This window comes from Cupriavidus sp. GW822-FHT06G04 (assembly GCF_058799075.1).
Genome location: NZ_JBXALD010000009.1, coordinates 61,345 through 84,976 on the forward strand (window position 1 = coordinate 61,345; position 23,632 = coordinate 84,976).

Below are 23,632 nucleotides of genomic sequence, written 5' to 3' on the forward strand. Positions count from 1 at the left end.
CCAAGCCCGATGACCGCCGCGCGCGACGGCAGCTTTCGCCACAATCGGCAAGTTGTAGCAAGCGCCGCGTGTAAAAAAGACAAAGCCAGGACGTGCCTGATGCGGGCCCTGGCTGTTGGGCGATAAATCTACCGCACCGGCCGCGTGACGGCAATCATTCTTGTGGGCGACCCCACATGATCCATGGTGACCCATCGTGTACCTTGCGTCGGATCGACTATATTGGACGGCATGGCGCAGACAATCGCATGAATCACTTTTAGTCAGCTGTTGACATATCCGGGAGGTAACTGCCATGCGTTCGCTTGCAAATTTGTTCAGTCCGCCGACGCCCGAGAAAATCGCGGAGAAGGAACTGCACGACATGCGGCTGACGCTTTTCCAGGCAGAGCGTCGCCTGCTAGAAGCGCAGATGCAAGTCGATTACTACCGCAACATGATTGCCTTCCTCGAAGAGGTGGGCGCAACCGGCGTGGAAGGCGTTGCCGACCGCCGCTTTGCCTCGCCACCGCAGGCAGACGCCCCGGCGCTGCAATCGCCGCAGCCCTCGCGTTCGGCACCGGGCCTGACGACGATTCCGATCGTGCCGTCCGCCGCCTGATTGCTGCCGAACCGGTCGCATAGGTTCGCATGAGCCTGTGCGATACTGGCCGCTTTCTCGCGCCTTGCACTGAAATCGGCCATGTCTGAATTTGCCTTGTTGCCCGCCATAGAAATCGAAACCGCGCCTGGTCCGACATGTGCCGTCATCTGGATGCACGGGCTGGGCGCCGACGGCAACGACTTTGTCCCCGTGGTGCCCGAGCTCGGTTTGCCCGACGCGCCGGCCATCCGCTTCATCTTCCCTCAAGCCCCCGCGATACCGGTCACGTGCAACGGCGGCTATGTGATGCCGGCCTGGTATGACATCTATTCGCTCGACGAAGCCGGGCGACAGGTGGACGAAGCCGGCATCCGCCAGTCGCGGGACGCCATCCGCGCGCTGATTGCCCGCGAGAACGCGCGCGGGGTACCGGCGTCGCGCATCGTGCTGGCCGGTTTCTCGCAAGGCGGCGCGATCGCTTACACGACGGCGCTCACGCATCCCGAAACGCTGGCAGGCGTGATCGCCCTTTCCACCTATATTCCGTCGGTCGATCTGCTGGCGGCCGAAGCCACGCCCGCCAATGCCGCGACGCCGATCCTTGCCGCGCACGGCACGCACGACGATGTGGTCCCGCTGGCGCTCGGTACACGTGCGCGCGACTTCGTCGCATCGCGGGGCCATCCGGTCGATTGGCATACCTACCCAATGGCGCATTCGGTCTGTCTGGAAGAGATCGCCGACATCGGACGCTGGTTGCAGGCGCGGCTGGCACCGGCACGCTGAGCCTCGCGCACATCCGCGGCAAGCCGTTATCGCGGGCGTTTGCGCTACCATTGCGCGCCTCGCCTTCGCCCTGGAGAACCTTCGCTCATGATTCCCGCTTCGCCGCCGCCCCGCATCGACTTCAACACACGCAAGGCGCTGATGTTTGCGCTGACGGCCGAGCGCCTGTCGGCGTTTTATGAACACGGGCAGTGGATGACCGAATCGCAGGGCGCCACGCTGGCCGGCAACTGGCTGTCGCGTTCGAAGTTGCAGCTTGCCTTGTCGGAACGGCGGCTGCTGTCCGATCTTAGCGACCAGCTGGCGCGGCAACTGGCGGCCACGCTGTCACGCGAGGCCGGGCTCTATGCATCGCACGAGATGATGGAGGCGCTCGATCCCAACTATCAATCCGCCTTCGCGCACGACATGCTCGACGAATGCGAGCGGATGCTGCGCGAAAACGGCGTCGAGGAATAGCGGGAATAGCGCGGCCGCCGCGTTTTGAGCCTAGCGCGCCTGCGCGGTCGCGCGCTTCACGCTTTTCGGGTTGATCAGGTCGGCATCGAGGCGGCGGAACACCAGCGCCGACAGCAGCGTGATCACGCCGACGCTGAGGAACGCAAGCCGGAACGCCGGCGCGGCCACGCCGAGCTTCGCGGAAAACAGGCTGACCAGTCCGCCGCCGATGGTCACGCCCAGTCCAATCGCCAGCATCTGCACCATCGAGAACAGGCTGTTGCCGCTGCCGGCGTCCTCGCGTGACAACCCCTTGAGCGTCACGCTGTTCATGGCGGCAAACTGCATCGAGTTGGCCGCGCCGAACGTGGCCAGTTGCAGGATCGACAAGACCAGCGGCCAGCCCGGCGACATCGCTGCAAACGACGCGATCGACGCGCCAACGATCACCGTGTTGACCATCAGGAAAGTGTCGTAGCCGAAGCGGTTGACCAGCGGCACGATCCAGCGCTTGGAAATGGTGCCGGCGATTGCCACCGGCAACAGCATCAGGCCGGAATGGAATGGCGAGTAGCCCAGTTGCAGCTGAAACAGCAGCGGCAACAGAAACGGCACTGCGCCTGAGCCGATCCGGCAAACCAGATTGCCGACCAGACCGATGCTGAAGTTGGGCTCGCGGAACAGCGCCAGACGGAATAGCGGCGTGCGATGGCGGCGCGCATGCGGAATGTAGAGCAGCGCACTGGCAAGGCTGACTGCAGCCAGCAACGCACTCCACGGGCTGTGCGCACCGTTTTCCAGCGCCAGCGAAAACGTGACCATGCACAGCGAAAGCAGGCCACAGCCGATCCAGTCGAAAGGCGGCGCCGCACCAGTTTCGCCTTGCGGCAGATAGCGCCGCACGGCAAACAGGCCGAACAGCCCGACCGGCACGTTGATCAGGAAAATCCAGTGCCACGACGCGCTCTGCACGAGCCATCCGCCCAGCACGGGACCGAAGATCGGGCCCACCTGCCCGGCCACCGACACGAACGCCAGCGCCGCGATGTATTGCTCGCCCGGGATATTGCGCAATACGGCCAGCCGCCCGATCGGCAGCAGCATCGATCCGCCAACGCCCTGCAGCACGCGCGCGATCACCAGTTGCGTCAGCGTGTGCGCGGTGGCGCAGAACACCGAGCCCAGCACGAAGATCAGGATGGCGCAGAAGTACACGCGGCGCGTGCCGAACTTGTCCGCCAGCCAGCCCGATGCGGGCGTCAGCATCGCCATGGTCAGCGTGTACGCCACCACCACCGGTTTAAGATCGAGCGGCCGTTCGCCCAGGCTGTGCGCCATTGAGGGCAGCGCGGTGTTGACGATCGTGGTGTCCAGCGTCTGCATGAAAAAACCGGCGAAGACGATCCACAGCATGGCCTTCTGGGAAAAAGCCTGCTGGCTGGCGGGGGCTGAAGCGGTGTGCATGAAAGTTCTTGAAGGAGACGCCTGTCGGGGGAAACCCGAACAACGGCATCCATGGTATCGACCGACCACCCCATCGGGAACCCCTCTGAGTTTATTGACTGTTATCGGAAATTCCGATGACAATGCGGCGATGCTCAATCCTGTCTGGATCCAGACCTTCGCCACCGTGGCCACCGCGCGCAGCTTTACCGACGCCGGCCGCCAGCTTGGCCTGTCGCAATCGTCGGTCAGCGACCATATCCGCCGGCTCGAACAAAGCGTCAACCGCCGCCTGTTCGTGCGCGATACGCATTCGCTGGCACTGACGCCGGACGGCGAGGCATTGCTGGTGCACGCGCGGCTGATCCTGGAAACGCTGGCGCGCGCCGAATCGCAATTCAGCGGACCGCGGCTTCAGGGGCGCGTACGACTCGGATGTTCCGAGGATCTGGCGCAGGGTCCGCTGCCCAACGTGCTGGCGGCGTTCCGCGCCAGTCATCCCGATGTGGAACTCGAAATCAACATCGGCATGACCAGCAAGCTGTACGAATGGATCGACGCCGGTACGCTGGACCTGATCGTCGGCAAGCGCCGCGAGGGAGAACGGCGCGGCGTGCCGTTGTTTCGCGGTCAACTGGAATGGCTGGCGCGTCCCGGCACCGTGGTGGACGTCGACCAGCCACTGCCGCTGATCCTGGTGAACGAACCCAGCGTGACGCGCTCGGTGGTGCTCGACACACTGGCCTCGGCGGGATGGCGCTGGCATATGGTGTGTACCAGCAGCAGCCACTCCGGCTGCATCGCCGCGGCGCGCGGCGGCCTGGGCATTACGGTGCGCGCGCAGAACCTGACCGGCGGCGGCCTGGTTGCGCCGATCAATTTCCACGCGCTGCCGGCACTGCCCGAGGTGGAATTCATCACGCTGGCGTCGCGCCGGCTATCGAGGCCTGCCGAAACGCTGCTGCAACTGATCCGCAAGAGCGATCTGCGCTCGCCGCGCGTCGATTAGGCTCGCAGCGCGCACGGCGTGCTTCAGGACCTCGGGATCAGCGTGCCGATTGCCTGCCAGGCCGTCAGCAGGTGATATGGCGTGGTCGACGGCATTTCGGCGCGGACGACATCCCCATTGGGCGCCAGGCATTCGTGCCAGCCCCTGGCGTGGAGGAACCGTTCGCGGAATCGATCACACCAGCGTTCGAGTTCGGCCAGCGATGCTGCGGGATCGGCGTCGAGCGTGGCCTTGATGGTCAGCGCGCGCGCAAATTCCGTTTGCGCCCAGATGCGCTCGATCGGGTCCGTGATGTTGCCCTGCCCGTCCAGCGCCGCGCATACGCCGAGCGTGTCATCCGCCACGCCGTGGCGGCGCGCAAAGTCGAAGGCACGCGGCAACGATGCGGCTAGCGTCGTGTCGGCAAACAGCGACGGCGAAGTCATCACCAGCGAAAACCATTCGAACTGGTGCCCCGGCTCGATACGATTACCTGCCGAACCCTGCGGCAGCTCCGCCACGCAACCATCGGCGGGATCGACAAAGGCGCCGCAGATGGCGTCGGCAAGCGCGCGCAGGCGATCGGCAAACCAGCTGTCGGCCGTTGCCTCCAGCGCCGCGAGATACGCTTCGGTCAGGTGCATCAGCGGGTTCTGCAACGCGCCGGCGCCGTTGTCGGCAAAATCCTCGGCCAGCGCTGCGTGGTACAGGCCGCTGCCGCTGGCAAAGCGCCCTTCTATCACGTCCACCGTGCGTCGCAATGTCTGAAGCGCCTCGGGGTTGCGGCCAGCGCGATAGTAGTGCGCACAGGCGAAGACCACGAACGCATAGGTATAGAGATCGCGCGTGCGATCGAGCGGCGCGCCTTGCGCATCGATGCTGTAGCACCAGCCGCCCGCGCCATCGCCAAAGTGCGTGTTGAGCGAAGCAAAGAGCCGGTTGGCGTGCTCGATATTGCCGATCGCGGCGAATACGTAGAGCTGCCGCGCGCAGGCCATGGTGCGATAGCGCTTGTCGGGCAGCGGCGCGCCGCTGGCGCCATCGAGCGCCTCGTGCGCCAGTTGCATCGTCCCGTTCCAGCCCGCGCCGGTCCAGGCTGGCGTCACTACCGTGTCGAAATGCGCCCGGAGCGCCGAGATCCGGTCGATGAGAGTGGACGAAACAAGCATGTCAATCAGGGGCGAGGGCCGCAAGGTCGACCCGGAAATCGGAAGGCAGACACGATAGCAGGCCGCTTGCGCCATGCAAAGGCCGTTCACGCCGCACCGCATCATTTCGCGCTGGCAATACGGCGAGCCGGTGCTATGTTGAAAGTCCGCCTGCCCCGCCGCGGCCCGTTTTCAGGAGTTCCGCCATGTCCACTCACCCCCTGTCACTGACCGATCATCGCCGCACGCTCGTGATGCATGTCCTGGAGGATCCTCCAGGGCGCTATACCTGGCGCATCGTGGTCGAAGAAAAATGCGGTGGCGCCGATTGCGACAGCACCATCGAAGCGCATTCCGACTACGCCTCGCATGCGGAAGCCGAAGCGGCCTGCTGGGCGGCCGGCAACGGCATGCTGGACGGTCCGCGCAATGCCGATGAAATGATCCCCCCGCAAAGGCCTCACTAGACGCAATGCAGAGGTGTTCCGTGACATTGCGTGACGAAGAGGCCCAATGAGCGCTTGAATCGCCCATTCACCTCTTGATCCGCCCGCGCCTGCGCCGTACGTTGTACGGACGCGGGAGCGTTTTTCGGCATCCCGCGAGGAGAGCGTAATGGACAAGCCGACGGTAAGCCCCAGCCGCTTCGTCGAAATCCTTAACGAGCGGCTGACCAAACATCCCCTCTACCGCGAGGGCATGCGCGTCTATGCCATCCCGGCCCATTCGGACCATCCGCGCAGCCTGGTATGTGTGGGCCCGCGCGGCACCGAGGGGATCTGCGCGACGATCGAGAATATCGTCCGTGGCGAATGCGACGTCTTTCCCGACATCGGCCAGCACTGGCAGCGGCAAACTGCCCGCCCGACCCACGAACATCGCGCGCGCTAGCCGCATCCCATTCCAGAACCCGCGATCCGCAAGCGGGCGACATCGGCGAGCCTGACAGCTCGCCGATGTCGTTTTGCACGCCAGTCGGTTCGCTGAACTGTCTTTCCCTTCACCCAAGCTGCACCAATTTCCCGGGCTGGATACAATGGCTGCCGCAATCCCCTGCCCGGAGCACTGATGAAAAGAACATTCGAAATCGATGGTGCGGTGGACCCGCTGCCCCGCGCCCAGTCGATCGCTGAATCCAGTGAAACCCGTGCCGCCGCAGTGGCCGCGATCGTCGCGCAGTCTGCCGTCGCGCAAGCCGATCACGCCATGCGCAACTGGACGGACCCGCTCGAAGGTCCGGTGCGCATTGGCTCGCCCGAGCATCTGCGCATGTTCTGCAACATGCTGCTGCAGACCCACAATCCCTACAAGCCTTCGGTCATCGACTGGCCGCCATTGTCCGCCGATGCGCTCAAGCGCGTGACGTCGCTGCCGATCTGGGATATCGCCGTGCAGACGGAGGGGCGCGCATCGGTGCGGGTGCACAGCTTTGCCGCGCGCCAGCGCGATGCCCTGCTGCGCAGCGCGCTGCAAATGGACGCCGACGAGGAAGCGCGCCACAAGGTCGTGCTGTCGAAGCTGGTGCAGGCGTACGGCATCGAACTGGCGCCCGAGCCGGAATATCTGCCGCCGGCCGACGCCGAATGGGGCTGGCTCGTGACCGGCTACAGCGAATGCATCGACAGCTTTGCCGCGTTCGGCCTGTTCGCCGCGGCCAAGGATTCAGGCTTTTTCCCGGCCGAACTGGTGGAAACCTTCGAACCTGTGATCCAGGAAGAGGGCCGGCACATCCTGTTCTTTGCCAACTGGGTGGCGTGGTATCGGGCCAGTCTGCCGTGGTGGCGCCGGCCGGCCTTTGCGCTGAAGGTGGCGCGGGTATGGCTTTTTCTGATTCGCGAGCGCATCGGCCTGGCCAAGGGCATCGACGTGAAGGCGGACGGCGCCGCGCAGGATGCCAACTTCCCGATGAACGCCGCCGGATCGCTCGGGCAGACGCTTTCCGCCGGGTCAATGATCGACCTTTGCCTGGCCGAGAACGAGCGGCGCATGGCGGGGTATGATGCGCGCCTTGTACGGCCGACCACGGTGCCCGCCCTGGCCCGCCTTGTCCGACGCTTCGTCAAGTAAATCGCAATGCTGCTTTTTGGATTGTCCCTGCTGACCCTCGTGGTCTGGTGCGTGCTGGTGTTTGCGCGCGCAGGCTTCTGGCGTGTGCGCAAGCCTGCGCCGTCCGCGCCGCCGGCGCAATGGCCACCCGTGGTCGGCGTGATTCCGGCCCGCAACGAAGCCGACGTGATCGCCCGCGCGGTGACCGGCGTGTTGAGCCAGCAGTACGCCGGCCCGCTGCATCTCGTTGTGGTGGACGATCACAGCAGCGATGGCACCGCCGATATCGCGCGCGCGGCCGCTGCATCGATCGGCAAGGCCGACGCCCTGACCGTGATCGCCGCACGCGATCTGCCAGCGGGTTGGAGCGGCAAGGTGTGGGCGCAGTCCGAAGGCCTGGCCGCCGCCGATATCGAGATGCCGGACGCGGCCTTTGTGTTCCTGACCGATGCCGATATCTGGCACGGCCCGCAAACGGTTGCCGATCTGGTGGCGCGTGCCGAGCAGGAGCAACGCGACCTCACGTCGCTGATGGTGCGGCTGCGCTGCGAATCGGCCTGGGAACGCATGATCGTGCCGGCTTTTGTGTTCTATTTCGCCAAACTGTACCCGTTTGCGCGCGTGGCGGACCCACGCAGCAAGGTCGCCGGTGCGGCGGGCGGATGCATGCTGGCCAGGCGCTCGGCACTGGCCCGCATCGGCGGGTTCGCAGCAATTCGCGGCGAGTTGATCGACGATTGCAGCCTGGCCGCGAAGATCAAGGCCAGCGGCTCGATCCGCCTCGATCTGGCCGACGACAGCCTCTCGCTGCGCCCGTATGACGACTGGCAGAGCCTGTGGAACATGATTGCGCGCAGCGCCTATACCCAGTTGCATTACTCGCCGTGGCTGCTGACCGGCGCCACGCTGGGCATGGTTCTGACCTATCTCGCCCCGCCCGTGCTGGCATTAGTGGGCGGCGCTGCGCTCTGGCCGGCGTGGCTGGCGTGGATCCTGATGGCCGTCAGTTACCGGCCGATGCTGCGCGAATACCGCCAGCCGGCGTGGCTGGCGCCGTTGCTGCCGATCACGGCGCTGTTCTACCTTGGTGCGACGCTCGATTCCGCGCGCCGCTACTACCTGCGCCGCGGCGGACAGTGGAAGGGGCGCTCGCAGGCCCCGGTGCGGTCCTGACTGCGCACGCCGGCAGGCTCCGGCGCCGCTTCACTTGAGATAGCCGTTCTCTCGGAACCAGTTCAGCGCGTCGCGCAGTCCTTCCTGATAGGGGCGCGGCGCGTAGCCCAGCTCCCGCATGGCCTTGGCCGACGTGAAGAACATCCGGTATTGCGACATCTTCAGGCCGTCAACGGTCACGAACGGCTCCTTTCCGGTAAAACGCGCCACGGTCTCGGCCACCCGGGCAATCGGGTAAAGCGGCCAGCGCGGCAGTTCCACCGTCGGCGCCTTGCGGCCGGCCATGCCGGCGATATCGGCCAGCATCTGGCGCAACAGTACGTCCTGGCCGCCGAGGATATAGCGCTCGCCGATGCGGCCCTTGTCCAGCGCGAGGAAATGACCGTTCGCCACGTCGTCGACGTGCGCGAGGTTCAGACCGGTATCGACGAAAGCCGGAATCTTGCCGGTGGCGGCCTCCACGATGATGCGTCCGGTCGGCGTGGGGCGCACGTCGCGCGGACCGATCGGCGTGGAAGGATTTACGATCACGGCCGGCAGGCCCTCGCCGACCATGCGCTCCACTTCACGCTCGGCCAGCACCTTGCTGCGCTTGTACGCGCCGATCGCTTCGTGGCCCGCCATCGCCGCGGTCTCGTCGACCGGCGCCGTGGCGCCAGCTACGCGCAGCGTCGCCACGCTGCTGGTGTAGATAATCCGCTCCACGCCGGCGTTGCGCGCGGCGGTCATGGTCGTCACCGTGCCGTCGACGTTGGCGCGCACGATCTCCTCGGGGTCCGGCGCCCACAGCCGATAATCGGCCGCCACATGAAACAGATAACGGATGCCAGCCATGGCGCGGGCCATCGACGCGGCGTCGCGCATATCTCCCTCGACGATTTCCACCGGCAACCCGGCCAGATTGGCGCGCGGGCTGGTGGGACGCACCACCACGCGCACCTGGAACCCGCGCTCGAGCGCCTGGCGCATGACCGAAGAACCCAGAAAGCCGGAGGCTCCTGTCACGAGAATGCAATTGTTAATTTCAAATCCCCTGTAGGCGTTAGGTGCGAATTAGGCGCTAATAGCGGCAATGCCGGGGCGCGTAACGCGCATTTTCACCGGAAAGACCCTGTTGGCAGTAACCAACGCGCGAACATGAAATTCCGACCCGGTATATAGTAACCACCGTGAGCCGGAAAAGTGATGCCGGAATACCAAAATCAAGATGTCTTCAAATCTTCACAAGCGGGTCGGGGGGCCGATTCCATGCAGGTAATACTTGCTCAGCCAAGAGGGTTTTGCGCCGGCGTGGTCAGGGCGATCGAAATCGTGGACCGCGCACTGATCAAACATGGCGCACCCGTCTATGTCAGGCACGAGATCGTACACAACAAACATGTGGTGGATGGCCTGCGCAAGAAAGGGGCACGCTTTGTCGAAGAACTTGACGAGGTGCCCGGCGACGCCGTCACCATCTTCAGCGCGCATGGAGTCTCCCGCGATGTGGTCGCCGAGGCGCAGCGGCGCGAGCTGCACGCCATCGACGCCACTTGCCCGCTGGTGATCAAGGTCCATAACCAGGGCCGCCAGTATGCGGCCGCCGGCCGCCATGTGATCCTGATCGGTCACGCCGGCCATCCCGAGGTGGAAGGTACGATGGGGCAGATTCCGGGCAAGGTGATTCTCGTGCAGAACGAGGCCGAGGCCGCCAGCGTGGACCTGCCGCCCGATGCGCCAGTCGCATATATCACCCAGACCACGTTGTCCGTGGACGACACCCGTAATATCATTGCGGCGCTCGGCCGCCGATTCACCAATCTGGTCGGGCCGAATACACGCGATATTTGCTACGCTACGCAAAATCGGCAGAGCGCAGTGCGGGAATTAGCCGCGCGCGTGGATGTCATTCTCGTGATCGGCGCCACCAACAGTTCGAATTCGAACCGGCTGCGTGAAATCGGTACGGAAAGCGGCGTACCGAGTTACCTGATCGCCGATGGCAGCGAGCTCGATCCCGCGTGGGTCCGCCACGCAGGTGTCGTAGGAATTACCGCGGGTGCCTCGGCGCCCGAGAACATGGTGGAAGACGTCATTGCGGCCTTGCGCCGCCTCGGTCCGGTCGAAGTCTCGACCATGGAAGGGATCGAGGAACATGCCGAATTCCGCCTGCCGGCTGAACTGGCCGATGCAGCGCTGGCCCCAGGGGCCAGGACCACAACCGATATCAGTAACGCCCAGCATGCCGCCCACTCTGTGGCGGGCTGACGCGCAAAGCTGAACCTAACAGGAAGTACCCCCTTGGCCATTCCGTTTCTGCAGGTCGCCCGCGTAGGCGCCTATATCGCACGCAAGCATCTGTCCGGACAAAAGCGTTATCCGCTCGCCCTGATGCTCGAGCCCCTGTTCCGCTGCAACCTGGCATGTTCGGGCTGCGGCAAGATCGACTATCCGGATCCCATCCTGAACCAGCGCCTGTCGGTGCAGGAATGCCTGGAAGCCGTGGACGAATGCGGCGCGCCCGTGGTGTCCATCGCCGGCGGCGAACCGCTGCTGCACAAGGACATGCCGGAAATCGTGCGCGGCATCATCGCGCGCAAGCGTTTCGTCTACCTGTGCACCAACGCCCTGCTGCTGGAAAAGAAGATCGACCAGTACAAGCCGAGCCCGTATTTCGTGTGGTCGATCCATCTGGACGGCGATCGCGAAATGCACGATCACTCGGTCAATCAGGAAGGCGTCTACGACCGCTGCGTCGAAGCGATCCGCATGGCCAAGGAGCGCGGCTTCCGCGTCAATATCAACTGCACGCTGTTCAACGATGCCAAGCCGGACCGCGTGGCCAAGTTCTTTGACTCGGTCAAGGCGATGGGCGTGGACGGCATCACGGTGTCGCCGGGCTACGCTTACGAGCGCGCGCCTGACCAGCAGCACTTCCTGAACCGCAACAAGACCAAGCAGTTGTTCCGCGACATCCTGTCGCGTGGCAATGCCGGCAAGAAGTGGGCATTCAGCCAGTCGACGATGTTCCTGGACTTCCTGGCCGGCAACCAGACCTACAAGTGCACGCCGTGGGGCAACCCCGCGCGCACCGTGTTCGGCTGGCAGCGCCCGTGCTACCTGGTTGGCGAAGGCTACGTGAAGACTTTCAAGGAACTGATGGAAGATACCGACTGGGACGCCTACGGCGTCGGCAATTACGAAAAATGCGCCGACTGCATGGTCCACAGCGGCTTCGAGGCGACCGCCGTGGCGGACACCTTCTCGCACCCGCTGAAGGCGCTCGGCGTGAGCCTGCGCGGTGTGAAGACGGACGGCCCGATGGCGCCGGACCTGTCGCTGGAAAACCAGCGCCCGGCCGAGTACGTGTTCTCGCGCCATGTCGAAATCAAGCTGGCCGAGATCGGCAACCTGAAGAAGGCCCAGGGTAGCCGCGCCGAGGCCGTACAGGCGGCCCAGGTGCACTGACACGCGCACTGCCGCAGCGGGCCCGCCTTTGAGGCGGCCCAATGAGAAATGGCGTCGGAGCAACCGACGCCATTTTTGTTTGCCTGGGACGCAAGCGGTCCGAAGACCGCGCTGCCGCCTGGCCTCAGGCCCGCGCGTTGTGATTGGTGAGGTACTTCACCAGCCCATCGACGCCGTCGCGCGCGACGATATCGGCGAATTGCTTGCGATACACCTCGATCAGCCACGCGCCCATCATATTGATGTCGTAGATTTTCCAGCCGTCGCTGCCACGCTGCAGACGGTAGTCGATCAGCATCTCGTCGCCGTTGTTCATCACGCGCGTGGCAACCACGACGTCGTTGGCATTGCTGCCAGCCTTGGCAGGTTTGTACGTGAACTTTGGACTTTGCTCGCGCAATTGAGACAACGATACGGCGTAGCTACGCACCAGCAATGCCGTGAATTGCTCCTGGAGCGTTTTTTGCTGCTCCGGGGTGGCCTGCTTCCATGCGCTGCCCACTGCCAGCCGGGTCGTACGGCCGAAGTCGGTATAGGGCAGGAATTCGCGCTGGACGACAGCGGTAATTTTTGCAAGATCGCCGGCACGCGTTTCAGGGTCGGTCTTGATCTTGGTGATCACGCCTTCGACTGCCGATTGCACCAGTTTGTCCGGTGCGGCGTTGGTGGCAACCTGCGCATGCGCGGATGAAAAAACTGCCACTGCAGCGATCGGCGCGATGATGGCGGCGGGAAAGATTCCGGAACGTTTCATAACTGTTTGATGCGCTTGATAATCGACCGTTAGGCCAGTCGACCCAGTATATAGCGGTTCAGCAAACCGCCGCGCCACATGGCCGGTGCGGCGCGTGGTGCGCCAACCGCTATACTCCCCGGTGCCGCCCGGCGCCCCATTGCCACCGTATCGCAGCCGGACGTAGAAAAAACAGGACTCATGATCAGACCGCTGCTGGTTCGCACCGTCAAATTCTCCACCGCTCACGCCTGGCTCGTGATCGGTATCTGCCTGCTGCTCGCCATTGGCAGCGGCGTCTACGTGGCCCGCAATTTCGCCATCAATACCGATATCGGCCGCCTGCTCGAATCGGATGCGCCATGGGCGAAGAACGACCAGGCCATCAGCGCCGCATTTCCCCAACGCGACAAGATGATTCTCGCGGTGGTGCAGGCGCCGGCCAAGGAACTGGCCGACGCCGCCGCTAACGAATTGGCCGACGCCCTGCGCAAACAGCCGGAACGATTCAACGCAGTGGGCCAGCCCGGCGCGGGCCCCTTCTTCGAACGCAACGGCCTGCTGTTTGCCGACACGGCCAGCGTCAACGACATGGCCGACAAGCTCGGCCAAGCGCGGCCGTTGTTGAACAATCTGGCGCACGATCCCACGTTGCGCGGGCTGTCCGATCTGCTGACCACCACGCTCAATCTGCCGCTGCAGCTTGGTCAGATCAAGCTGTCCGACATGGACAAGCTGCTCGGCGAATCGGCCCGCACCGTCGACGGCGTGCTGGCGAACAAGCCCGTGGCGCTGTCCTGGGCCGGGCTGGTCGACAGCAGCCTGAAGCCCAATGCGGACGGCCGCGCATTCAGCTTCGTCACGCTTTCGCCGGTACTCGATTTCAGCGACCTGAAGGCTGGCGCCGGCGCCAGCGACGCGATCCGCGCGGCCGCCGCCCAGTTGAAACTCGACGAACGCTACAACGCCGTGGTGCGGCTGACCGGATCGCAGCCGCTGGCCGATGACGAATTCGCCTCGGTCAGCGATGGCGCCGTGCTCAACGGCGTGCTGACGCTGGTGGTGGTGATCGGCATTCTGTGGATGGCGCTGCGCTCGGCGCGCCTGATCACGGCGGTGCTGGTCAGCCTGATCTCCGGCCTGATCATCACGGCCGCGCTGGGCCTGCTGATGGTGGGCGCGCTGAATATGATCTCGGTGGCGTTTGCCGTGCTGTTTGTCGGCCTTGGCGTGGACTTCGGCATCCAGTTCGGGGTGCGCTATCGCGCCGAGCGGCACGAGCACGGCGATCTTCAGGAAGCATTGGCGCTGGCCGCGCGCGACGTGGCCGGGCCGCTCACGCTGGCTGCCGCGGCCACCGCCGCAGCGTTCTTCTGCTTCCTGCCGACCGATTACCGCGGCGTGGCCGAATTGGGCAAGATTGCCGGCGTCGGCATGTTCATCGCCTTCGCCACGACCTTCACGATGCTGCCGGCGCTGATCCGCGTGCTGGCACCGCCCGGCGAGAACGAACTACCGGGCTTTGCCTGGCTGGCTCCGGCCGACTCGTTCTTCGAGCGCCATCGCAAGGGGACGCTGGTTGGCGTGCTGGCGGTGCTGTTTGCCGGCGCCCCGCTGCTGCCGCATCTGCGTTTCGATTTCGATCCGCTTCATCTGAAGGATCCGCATTCCGAATCGATGTCGACGCTGCTCGCGCTCAAGGACGCGCCGCAGGCCGGCACTGACGACGTCAAGGTGCTGGCGCCCACCCTCAAGGATGCCGAAGCGGTCGCCGCGCGGCTCAAGGCACTGCCGGAAGTCGAGCGCGTAGTCACGCTGAAGACCTTTATCCCCGACGATCAGCCGCCCAAGCTGGCCACGATTGCCGGCATGGCGAAGAACCTGATGCCGGTGCTGACGCAGCCGACCGCCTCGCCGGCTGACGACGAGCGGCGCGTGGCCTCGCTGCGCAACGCATCGCGCCAGCTGGCGCTGGCCGCCGAGGATCATCCCGGCCCCGGCGCCGCATCGGCCGAGCATTTGTCGCGTGCGCTGAAGCAGCTGGCCGATGCGCCCGCTGCCACGCGCGATCGCGCCGAGCTGGCCATCGCCTTGCCGCTGCGTCTGGCGCTGGGCACGCTGCAGCGCGCGCTGCAGCCCGAAACCGTGACGCAACAAACCCTGCCGCCCGAACTGGTGCGCGACTGGCTGGCGCCAAACGGCCAGGCGCTGGTCAACATCAGCCCGAAGCTGCCGCCGCCCGGCGCGGGCAGCGACGCCGCGCGGGAAGCCGCGCTGAACCAGTTCGTCGCCGTGATGGCGCGCGTGCAGCCGGACGCCACCGGTGGCCCGATCGCCATCAAGGGATCGGCCGACACCATCATGACCGCCTTCATCCACGCCGGCATCTGGGCTGTGATGTCGATCACGGTCCTGCTGTGGATCACCCTGCGGCGCGTCGGCGATGTGCTGCGCACGCTGATTCCGCTGCTGGTGTCCGGACTGGTCACGCTGGAACTGTGCGTGATCTTCGGAATATCGCTGAACTTCGCCAACATCATCGCCCTGCCGCTGCTGCTGGGCATCGGCGTGGCATTCAAGATCTACTACGTGATTGCCTGGCGCCACGGCAAGACCAAGCTGCTGCAGTCCAGCCTGACCCACGCCGTGCTGTACAGCGCGGCCACCACGGCCACGGCGTTCGGCAGCCTGTGGCTGTCGCACCATCCGGGCACCGCCAGCATGGGCAAGTTGCTGGCGCTGGCGCTGGCCTGCACGCTGGCCGGCGCGGTCTTCTTCCAACCCATCCTGATGGGACGCCCCCGGCGCGAGCTGGCCGGGCGCGGCGAACCGCTCGGTCCGTCGCTTCCCCCACTCACGGTGGCTACGACCATGGCACAATCTGCCGATAAATCAGCAGGATCGGATTCCGGCGCGCCGCGACGCTAGCCCGCCGATCGCCGATACCAGACGACATTCAGGCGGTCTCCCCCCGGAAGGCCGTCTCCATGACAAAAAACCAGAAGCCAGACCGCCTCGCCATGTCCTCCCGTATTTCGCCCCTGCGCGGCACGCCGCCGCAAAGCTCCCGTCGTGCCGTCGCCCTGACACTGGCCTCGCTGACCGTCCTCGCAGCCGGTTGCGCCACCGGACCCGAAGCCAATCCGGCCGATCCGCTCGAGCCGATGAACCGGGCGGTCTTCACGGTCAACGACAAGGTCGACCAGTACGTCGCCCAGCCGATCGCCAAGGGCTACAAGGCGGTAACGCCGGAGCCGGCGCGTATCGCGGTGACCAATTTCTTTGCCAATTTCTCGGACGTGGGCAACTTTGCCAACAACGTGCTGCAAGGCAAGGTCGTCGATGCGGCCGAGACCATGATGCGCGTGGCGATCAACACGGTGCTGGGCATTGGCGGCCTGATCGACATCGCCACGGCGGCCGGCATCCCGCGTCATTCGCAGGATCTGGGGCTCACCTTCGGCACCTGGGGCATTCCGTCGGGGCCGTATCTGGTGCTGCCGCTGTTCGGGCCGAGCTCGATCCGCGACGGCGCGGGGCTGGCCGGCAGCTTCTACCTCGATCCGGCGCACTATTTCGATCCGGCCTGGCGCAACTCGATGTTCGGCATCAACGTGCTCAATACGCGCACCAACATGCTCGGCGCCACCGATCTGCTGTCGCAAGCGGCGCTCGACAAATACGCGTTCGTGCGGGATGCCTACATGCAGCGCCGCCAGTATCTGCTGGGCGATGGCGGCAATGCGCTGCCGTCGTACGAGGAAGACGAGGATACGCCGCCCGCCAGCGGCACGAGCGGCGGCGCACCAAAGACCCCGGACACCTCGACCAAGCCCGACACGCCCGCGGCACCGGCTGTACCGGCGCCCGCGCCCGGCACGGCGAAATAGCCTGGCTGGCGGTCATCGCCTCACGCGCGTCGACCGCTCGGACGCGACGCATCGGTCATCACAAAAAACACAAAAAAGCACGCCCACGCCGGGGCACGGCGCGGGCGCGAAGACCACGGATGCGGTGTCCGTGGCCCGACAGATCGTAGGCAATTTTCGGAAAACCGATTGCCAACAATTGTGTCGACACGGCGATGGCGCCAGTCTGGCGCAACATGTGCGATGTGTGCCTAGCCGGCGGACGATCGACGATGCGCCGATGGCACGGTATTGAAGCGAAAACGGATGGCGAGGGTCAGCCCGCGCGATGGCGCAGCGGCAGCCAGATCGAGAACGTTGCGCCCTCGCCTGGCGCGCTGTCCAGCATCACGCGCCCGCCATGGCGTTCCGCTACGGTCTTGACGAAGACCAGTCCCAGGCCGCTGCCGGCCGGTGCATTGCTGGCAGGCGCGTGCACACGGCTGAACGGTCGGAATAGCCGCGCCTGCGCGTCCTTCGCGATGCCGGGACCCCGGTCGGCCACCTCGATCGCCATGTAAGGCCCCAGCCTGTGCAGCCGTATCGTGACCGGTTCTCCGGGCGGGCTGAACTTGATGGCGTTGCTGACGAGGTTGGCGATGGCGCGCACCAGCAGCGCCGGCGCGACCCGCAACCTGACGCCTTCCGCATCGAGCTCCAGCTTCAGTTCGATCCCGCGCGTGCGCGCCAGCGCCCAGAGCTCGTCGGTGGCGTCCAGCACCAGCGATGTCAAATCGGCTTCGGCAAACACCAGGTTCTGGGATTCGGCCTGCGCCAGCCGGATGAAATCGTCGGCCAGCGCCAGCGTGCGATGCGCATGTTCGCCGATCCGCTCGAGCAGTTCCGCCTGCGGCAAGGTGCGTTCGGCGCGCGACTGCAGATCGATCAGGGCCAGGATCGACGCCTGCGGCGACCGCATGTCATGCGACAGAAAATGCAGCGTCTGCTCGCGCTGCCGCTCGGCGCGGCGCACCGCCGTGATGTCGATCAGGCTGACGATGACGCCGGCTGGCCGCCCCGCCTCGCCGTGCAGCGGCGCCCCGTGCAGCAGATAACGGCGGTCGTCCCCGGTCGCCAGTTCCACGCCATGCGAATCGGACGACGACGTCACTGGCGCAGCGGCATCGAGCGCGTCGCACAGCGCGTCCCAATAGGCCAGGCCCGCGCCGGGCGCCGGAAACAGGGTCTCGATGATGTCCGGCAGCCCCGGCCGCTCGAGGCCGCCATAGGCATCGAACGCCTGCAGGTTGTCGAGCGCGGCCGGCTGCGGCAGATCGTTGATGCCCTGCAGCACGGCAGGCGCCAGTGCGACGGCCCGGCGGTTGGCCACCAGGATGCCGCCATCGAGATTGCAGATCACGGTGGCCTCGGGCAGGCTTTCGAGCCCGTCGGAGAGGAAGCGCCGCATGTCGCGCAGCCGCGCGGTCATGTCGTACACCGCCTGCATGCGTCCATCCAGCGAATGATCGATGCGAGCCGGCACGGCCAGCAGTCCCGGCTCGCGCGCCAGACGCGCCAGTTCTTCGGACAGAAAGCGCAACGCCGCTTCCTGGCGACGCCAGCTCCAGAGCGGATACACCAACAGGCATCCAAACACCGCCGCCGCAGGCGCGAACCACAGATGCATGCTGCCCACCAGCATGACGCTGCCGCCAATCAACGCGGCCACCAGCAGCGCGACGGCGATCAAGGCGTCGCGCGGCGTCAGCATCCACGCCGCCAGCGCGGCCAGCAGCACCGGCAGCAGCGTGGCAAACCAGCCTGCCAGTTCGGGAACGCGCACGATGCCGGTGCCATCGCGCAGCGCCTGCAGGACATTGGCGATCAGTTCCATGCCGCTCATGCCGCGTCCGTTGCGCGACACCGGCGTGGCCAGCACATCGCCCAGCCCGGTGGCCATCACGCCGACGATCACGTACTTGTCGCGGAAGTACCCTGGGCCGAGCTGGCCGGACAGCACGTCGATCACCGATACGCGCGCGAATGTGCCCGGCGGCCCGGCATAAGGAATGCGCAGGCGGTCTTCGCCGACCCAGCCGGTGCTATCGGTGCGGCGAGCGGTTTCGTGGCGGAACGATTGCGGCGACGGCGGCGACGCCTGGCCGAAAGCGGCCATCGCCGCCGCGAAGTGCCAGACCGGCGGCGCATCGCCATCGCTTTCGCGCAGGAACACCGAGCGCGCGGCGCCATCGGCATCGAGGATCATGTTGATATGACCGACCTGCGCGGGCAGCCTGGCAAGCGGCCCGCGCATCATGAGGCCGGTGGGGCCGGCTTCGGCCACCACCGGCAGGATCACGTTGCGCGCGCGGGCCAATGCCTGCGCCAATTCGACGTCGTCGGCAGGGTAGCGGATATCGGGCTCGGACAGGATCACGTCCATGCCGATCACGCGCGGCTTGTCCGCCGCGATGTGGTCGACCAGCGACGCCAGCACCGAGCGCCGCCACGGCCAGCGGCCCAGCGCGCCAATACTCGCGTCGTCCACGGTCACCAGCACGATATCGTCGCGCGCCGGATGCGGCTGGCTGGCGATGGCGAAATCGAGCACGGCCAGGTCGGCGCGCGCAAACCAGTCGAAGCGCGCCACCGCGGCCGTGATGGCAATCACGGCGACAAGCAGCAGCGCCCACTCTACGCGTGTGCGCCGATGAAAGAACGCGGCGGCGCTTCTACCGCGCGTCCGTCTCGATGCCATGGCCTGCCGTTCCCATCGTCACCACACCGCCCCGCGCGTCGCGCAGCACGGCCGGCAGACCTACCTGCTGAGGCGCGCCGAAAGCGGCCGCCGGCGGCATCTGCGCGTCGATGGCGCGCGCGACGCGAATGAAGTACGTGCCCGCCGCCGGGCGCGGCATCGAAATCTCGTTTTGCGTGGCGCGCACGGTCACCACATCGTCCTGGAACGCCGCATCGCGGCTCATTTGCACGACGTAGCCCGATGGCGCGGCGGCTTCGGCCGGCCAGCGCACGCGCAAGGCGTCGCCGTCATCGCTGGCGGCCGGCAGCGGCGCGGCCGGCATCACGGTCAGCGGCGAGGCGTCGCCCCAGGGGCCGCGCTCGCCACGCGTGTCGATCGACCGCAGGCGCCACCACCATCGACCCTCGGCAAGCGCGCGATGCGCCTCGACGCCCGCTTCGCGCACCACGGTCGATTGCCGCGTAAAGCCCGGATCCGCCGAAACGGCCAGTTCATAGCCCTCCGCCTGTGGCACGGCGGCCCAGCGGAACATCGCATCGGGACCATAGGCGACCGCGTCCGGCTGCGGCGCGAGCGAGAACGGCGCCGGTGGATGGCGCTTGACCGCGATCGGCAGCACCGCCGCATGTCCGGTCAGGCGATCGGCGGCCAGCGCATTGACCGCCACGAACAGGCGGCCGTCCGACAGATCGTCGATCACGGCCTCGGGCGCCGCGACTTCGACAGTCCAGATCCATTCGGTCAGCGTCGCGTCGCGCGCCACGCCCACGCGATAACCGGCCGCCCCGTCGACCGCGTGCCACTGAACGGTCAGGCTGCGCGTCATGACCGGATCGGACACCGCGGCCACGGCTGGCGCCGGCAGCAGCGGCACCGGCTGGCTGAGGCGCCCGCCGGCCGACACGCCGACGCCGAACCCCGCGCCGACCGACGCCTCGCCCGATCGCGCGCCCATATCGACGCGGCCTTCGATCACTTCGCTGCGCGTTCCGACGGAATCGACCGCCACGCGATAGCGGGTACCGCGCACCCCGGTCACCAGTAGCGGCGTGCGGATCTCGTAACGGCCCACGCCCTTGCCATTGGGCGCGACGCGTGACTCCGCCGCGCCGCGCTCCACACCGATCACCGTGTCGGCCAGGCCGCTGCGTGCGAAGGTCCGCAGGCGTCGCACCTCGATGCGGGTGCCGCCGGGCAGCGCGACGCGCGTTCCATCGGGCAACTCCAGCGTGGCGGAGCCGTCCGGGCCGGTTTGGATCTGTGCGGTTTCGCGCAGCGCATCGCCCGTGCACAACGGCTTGCCATCTGCCGACACCTGGCCGCGCACGAATACCGCGCGCGCGGTGGCGGCCACCACCGGAATGCGTGACAAGGGCATGCGGATGCGGCTGCCCGGTTTCAGGCGGTACGGATCGGCGACGGCATTGCGCGCCTGCAACAGGCGCCAGTCGTTCGGGCTCGTCATATAGCGCGCCGCCAGTCCGATCAGCGTGTCGCCGGCTTCCACCTCGTAGATGAAATCGCTGCCCTGCGTGCCGGCTGGTGCCGCCATGGCACCGGCCGGCAACATCACTCCAGCCACTGCGCCGCACAGCACAGGGCGGATCCGCGCTTGCCGCCTACGCATCGGCGATTGTCGCGGCTTCGAAGCGGTAGCCGTGCGAATACACCGACGTCAGGCGCACCCCATTTTCGGGACGCAATGTCAGCTTGATTCGCAGCCGCGAGATATGGGTGTCCAGCGTGCGCGAGCCGGCCTCCATGGCGCGCCCCCAGACCGCCTGTTCGATCACGTCGCGCGACATCAGCCGGCCGATATTGCGGAACAGGAACAGCGCCAGATCGAATTCGCGCGGCGACAGATCGGCAATCTGGCCCTGCACGGCGATGCAGCGCCGACGCGCGTCCACCACGTAGTCGCCCTGGCGGATCAGGTCATCGTCATGCACGGTATCGGGATAGGCGCGACGCAGCAGCGCGCGCACACGCGCCACGAATTCCGCCGCCCGCAGCGGCTTGGCCAGGTAATCGTCGGCGCCCACGGTCAGGCCCGCGACGATATCGGCCTCGTCGACGCGACTGGTCAAAAACAGAATGGGCGGCAAGCGCCCGGAGTGCTGGCGAACCCAGCTTACGAGTTCATAGCCGCTTACATCCGGCAGTTGCCAGTCCATCAGAATCAGGTCGAACGCCTGATCGCGCAACGCGCGCAGGAAGGCGGATCCGGTGGCAAAGCTGGCACACGTGAATCCGGCCTCTTCGAGTAACTGGCGAATCTGCTCGGCCTGGGCGGCATCGTCCTCCACTGAGGCAATTCTCATCTACTTCCCTCTGATGACTTCGGCCTGTGTCCGGCACGGCGGCGCCATGTTACCGAAACGGGCCATGACACGTCGAGGCTACATAAGAGGGGTTAGCGGCTCTCGGGTGTTGCGGCCATGCCGATTGGCCGAAATATTGTTGCGGGCGTAGCGGATTCGTGTCGCGCACAGCACATCCCCACCGATGCGGATCGGAGCCGGCAGCGCGGTGTCCGGTGGTGCCCCGCACGCGCGAAATCGCCGCCGTCGTCTAGAGAATTTTCAGCGCAACGACGACATGTCGGCGGCTGCGTCGAAGCGCGTCGAGGTGGTCCTGCGGGCATCGCCTGCGAGGAAAATCGATCTTCAGGTTTCCGAGCCGGGCGCCATGGCAATTTCCGCCGCATGCGTCATCGCAACGCAACGAGAAAATCGACGAGCGCAGACACTATGCGCCAGCGTGGTCGTGCGGCACCGTAACATCTTCAATTCCGACGCAAGCCCACCGATGCGCCCAACAAAAAAGGAGCCGAAGCTCCTTTTCTGGGCAAATGCGGACGCACCGCTTACTGCAGCATATAAGTTTCGTATTCAAGTCGATCAAGTTTGCGATCGAGCAAATACAGCGCAAGTGCCACCACGATGAGCAGCGATACCGCAAAGCCGTAGCCGTACCATGCCGGCCCCAGCGACAGCGTCAGGCGCGTCAGCGCGAAGTTGAGCACGACAAACGCGCCGGTCAGCATCAGCACCTCGCGGCGGCGATCGAGATAGAAATAAATATTGAGCACGCCCAGCAGCACCACCTGCAGGCTGGCGCCGATCACATCCACATAAAGCAGCGGCAGGTACAGCTCAGAAATGCCCAGCAGCCGCAGCAGCCAGCCGCCGATCACGAACAGCAGCAGCGACGCGATGGCCTGCACCTTGACGATCTCGTACAAGCCCAGGCGAATGGTCTGCACCATCGTATTGCGCATGTCTTCGATGTGTTCGAGCGAACTGCCGCCGCGCACCGCGTTGTAGAACGCGTCGTAGTACTCGACGAAATCGGTCTCGATACGCACCAGGAACACCGCCATGCCCGGGATGATCGCCAGATAGGCCAGGAATACCGGGATGTCGTAAATGATGGACGCATTGAGCGGGCCGATCACGGGCTGGCCCGTAGACGGCGCGTACCAGAACATGAACTTGTCCAGCCAGATGCCAAGGTTGTAGAACAGGCCGATCGCCACCAGGCTTGGATAGGCGTAACGCTTCTGGAACACTTCGAACGACATGAAGCGCTGGCTTGTGTAATTGCGATAGATCAACGTGATCATGCCCACCAGCAGGCACAACTGCCCGACCACGAAGCCGCCCAACAGCCCTTCCAGCCCGCGCGAGCGCAGCGCCAGCGCCGCCAGCACCGTGATCGTGTAGCCGACGAAGAACGTCCACACGATGGCCTTGTATTGCTTCATGCCGGACAGGAAGATCGCCGCGATCCAGATATTGCTCATGATCACGAAGCCCGCGATCATCAGCAGCCGATACAGCACGGACTGGTCCGGAAAAGCCCAGAACGCACAAGCCAGTCCAATTGCGCCTGCCAGCGCGGTGCTCAGCAGCGCCACCGCGTGGTAGTTGGACAGCACCAGGTCGGCGCGACGCTCGAACAGGCGGTCCGACGTGAAGCGCGTAAACGACAATTGCATCGGCCCGGTCAATATCAAGCTGCACGCGATCAGGTAAGTCACCGACACCTGGAACTGCGTGATCAGGATGCCGGGCACCACCCAGCCAATCGACAGCAGGCCGATCAGCAGGATGCCGAGGATCGACAGGATCCACGGCCCCGAGCTGATCACGCCGGCATAGGCGTAGGCGCTCAGCATGCCGGACAGGCTGTCGCGGCGCAGCATCTTGCGAAGTTCGAATCCGATACCGGCCATC

At 65.6% G+C, this 23,632-nt stretch carries 20 protein-coding genes; 12 read left to right on the top strand and 8 right to left on the bottom strand.

All coding sequences use genetic code 11. The features are described 5' to 3' along the window. The first annotated feature begins 295 nt into the window (after positions 1-295). From AC1RKI_RS20205 to AC1RKI_RS20215, 3 genes are all read left to right on the top strand, one after another. The gene (locus AC1RKI_RS20205; RefSeq protein WP_061959919.1) at positions 296-601 is read left to right on the top strand and encodes a hypothetical protein; all 306 of its coding nucleotides are present in this window, start codon (positions 296-298) and stop codon (positions 599-601) included. An 81-nt stretch (positions 602-682) separates the two neighbouring features. Then, entirely contained in the window at positions 683-1,369 is a 687-nt protein-coding gene (locus tag AC1RKI_RS20210; RefSeq protein WP_492796933.1) for an alpha/beta hydrolase, read from the top strand. Positions 1,370-1,456: 87 nt separating this feature from the next. Then, complete coding sequence (locus AC1RKI_RS20215) at positions 1,457-1,828, top strand: hypothetical protein (RefSeq protein WP_061959921.1); 372 nt, start codon at positions 1,457-1,459, stop codon at positions 1,826-1,828. A gap of 30 nt (positions 1,829-1,858) precedes the next feature. On the opposite strand, the gene mdtD is transcribed toward AC1RKI_RS20215, so the two are convergent. Further along, positions 1,859-3,271, bottom strand: a complete 1,413-nt coding sequence (gene mdtD / locus AC1RKI_RS20220) for a multidrug transporter subunit MdtD (protein ID WP_492796930.1) — start codon at positions 3,269-3,271, stop codon at positions 1,859-1,861. A gap of 130 nt (positions 3,272-3,401) precedes the next feature. On the opposite strand from mdtD, the gene AC1RKI_RS20225 reads away from it, so the two are divergent. Next, positions 3,402-4,259 (top strand): LysR family transcriptional regulator, encoded by an 858-nt coding sequence (locus tag AC1RKI_RS20225; RefSeq protein WP_061959923.1) that lies wholly within the window; start codon positions 3,402-3,404, stop codon positions 4,257-4,259. Between the two features lie 23 nt (positions 4,260-4,282). Here the strand turns inward: AC1RKI_RS20225 and AC1RKI_RS20230 are convergent, their stop codons facing one another. Then, a complete protein-coding gene (locus tag AC1RKI_RS20230) occupies positions 4,283-5,407 on the bottom strand; it encodes an AGE family epimerase/isomerase (RefSeq protein WP_170292573.1) in 1,125 nt (374 codons plus the stop codon). A gap of 185 nt (positions 5,408-5,592) precedes the next feature. Between AC1RKI_RS20230 and AC1RKI_RS20235 the strand changes: the two genes are divergently transcribed. The 4 genes from AC1RKI_RS20235 (at position 5,593) to AC1RKI_RS20250 (ending at position 8,605) form a co-directional block, all read left to right on the top strand. Next, positions 5,593-5,853: a hypothetical protein gene (locus AC1RKI_RS20235; protein ID WP_061959925.1), complete on the top strand. Its 261-nt coding sequence runs from the start codon at positions 5,593-5,595 to the stop codon at positions 5,851-5,853. Positions 5,854-6,001: 148 nt separating this feature from the next. Beyond that, complete coding sequence (locus AC1RKI_RS20240; RefSeq protein WP_061959926.1) at positions 6,002-6,277, top strand: hypothetical protein; 276 nt, start codon at positions 6,002-6,004, stop codon at positions 6,275-6,277. A 177-nt stretch (positions 6,278-6,454) separates the two neighbouring features. Beyond that, positions 6,455-7,453, top strand: a complete 999-nt coding sequence (locus tag AC1RKI_RS20245) for a ferritin-like domain-containing protein (RefSeq protein ID WP_492796927.1) — start codon at positions 6,455-6,457, stop codon at positions 7,451-7,453. Positions 7,454-7,459: 6 nt separating this feature from the next. Beyond that, positions 7,460-8,605, top strand: a complete 1,146-nt coding sequence (locus AC1RKI_RS20250; RefSeq protein WP_492796926.1) for a glycosyltransferase — start codon at positions 7,460-7,462, stop codon at positions 8,603-8,605. A 30-nt stretch (positions 8,606-8,635) separates the two neighbouring features. Here AC1RKI_RS20250 and hpnA read toward each other — a convergent pair whose 3' ends face one another. Then, a complete protein-coding gene (gene hpnA / locus AC1RKI_RS20255; RefSeq protein WP_411800720.1) occupies positions 8,636-9,616 on the bottom strand; it encodes a hopanoid-associated sugar epimerase in 981 nt (326 codons plus the stop codon). 237 nt (positions 9,617-9,853) lie between these two features. On the opposite strand from hpnA, the gene ispH reads away from it, so the two are divergent. Together ispH and hpnH are read left to right on the top strand one after the other, a co-directional pair. Further along, entirely contained in the window at positions 9,854-10,852 is a 999-nt protein-coding gene (gene ispH, locus AC1RKI_RS20260) for a 4-hydroxy-3-methylbut-2-enyl diphosphate reductase (RefSeq protein WP_061959930.1), read from the top strand. A 33-nt stretch (positions 10,853-10,885) separates the two neighbouring features. Next, positions 10,886-12,052: an adenosyl-hopene transferase HpnH gene (gene hpnH / locus AC1RKI_RS20265; protein ID WP_227461305.1), complete on the top strand. Its 1,167-nt coding sequence runs from the start codon at positions 10,886-10,888 to the stop codon at positions 12,050-12,052. A 124-nt stretch (positions 12,053-12,176) separates the two neighbouring features. Here the strand turns inward: hpnH and AC1RKI_RS20270 are convergent, their stop codons facing one another. Next, the gene (locus AC1RKI_RS20270; protein ID WP_227461489.1) at positions 12,177-12,806 is read right to left on the bottom strand and encodes an MlaC/ttg2D family ABC transporter substrate-binding protein; all 630 of its coding nucleotides are present in this window, start codon (positions 12,804-12,806) and stop codon (positions 12,177-12,179) included. A 180-nt stretch (positions 12,807-12,986) separates the two neighbouring features. On the opposite strand from AC1RKI_RS20270, the gene hpnN reads away from it, so the two are divergent. After that, positions 12,987-15,713: a hopanoid transporter HpnN gene (hpnN, locus tag AC1RKI_RS20275; RefSeq protein ID WP_341249020.1), complete on the top strand. Its 2,727-nt coding sequence runs from the start codon at positions 12,987-12,989 to the stop codon at positions 15,711-15,713. 92 nt (positions 15,714-15,805) lie between these two features. Beyond that, on the top strand, positions 15,806-16,675 hold the full coding sequence (locus tag AC1RKI_RS20280) for an MlaA family lipoprotein (protein WP_061957339.1): 870 nt from the start codon (positions 15,806-15,808) through the stop codon (positions 16,673-16,675). Positions 16,676-16,970: 295 nt separating this feature from the next. Here the strand turns inward: AC1RKI_RS20280 and AC1RKI_RS20285 are convergent, their stop codons facing one another. The 4 genes from AC1RKI_RS20285 to pelG all read right to left on the bottom strand — a co-directional run bounded on the left by AC1RKI_RS20285 (position 16,971) and on the right by pelG (position 23,631). Further along, the gene (locus AC1RKI_RS20285) at positions 16,971-19,391 is read right to left on the bottom strand and encodes a CHASE2 domain-containing protein (RefSeq protein ID WP_492796923.1); all 2,421 of its coding nucleotides are present in this window, start codon (positions 19,389-19,391) and stop codon (positions 16,971-16,973) included. Continuing rightward, positions 19,366-20,946: a FecR family protein gene (locus AC1RKI_RS20290; RefSeq protein WP_492796921.1), complete on the bottom strand. Its 1,581-nt coding sequence runs from the start codon at positions 20,944-20,946 to the stop codon at positions 19,366-19,368. Before AC1RKI_RS20290 ends, AC1RKI_RS20285 begins: the two co-directional genes overlap by 26 nt. Positions 20,947-21,013: 67 nt before the next feature. Continuing rightward, entirely contained in the window at positions 21,014-21,715 is a 702-nt protein-coding gene (locus AC1RKI_RS20295; RefSeq protein WP_150979975.1) for a response regulator transcription factor, read from the bottom strand. 545 nt (positions 21,716-22,260) lie between these two features. Then, complete coding sequence (gene pelG, locus AC1RKI_RS20300; protein WP_492796919.1) at positions 22,261-23,631, bottom strand: exopolysaccharide Pel transporter PelG; 1,371 nt, start codon at positions 23,629-23,631, stop codon at positions 22,261-22,263. Position 23,632: the final 1 nt, after the last annotated feature.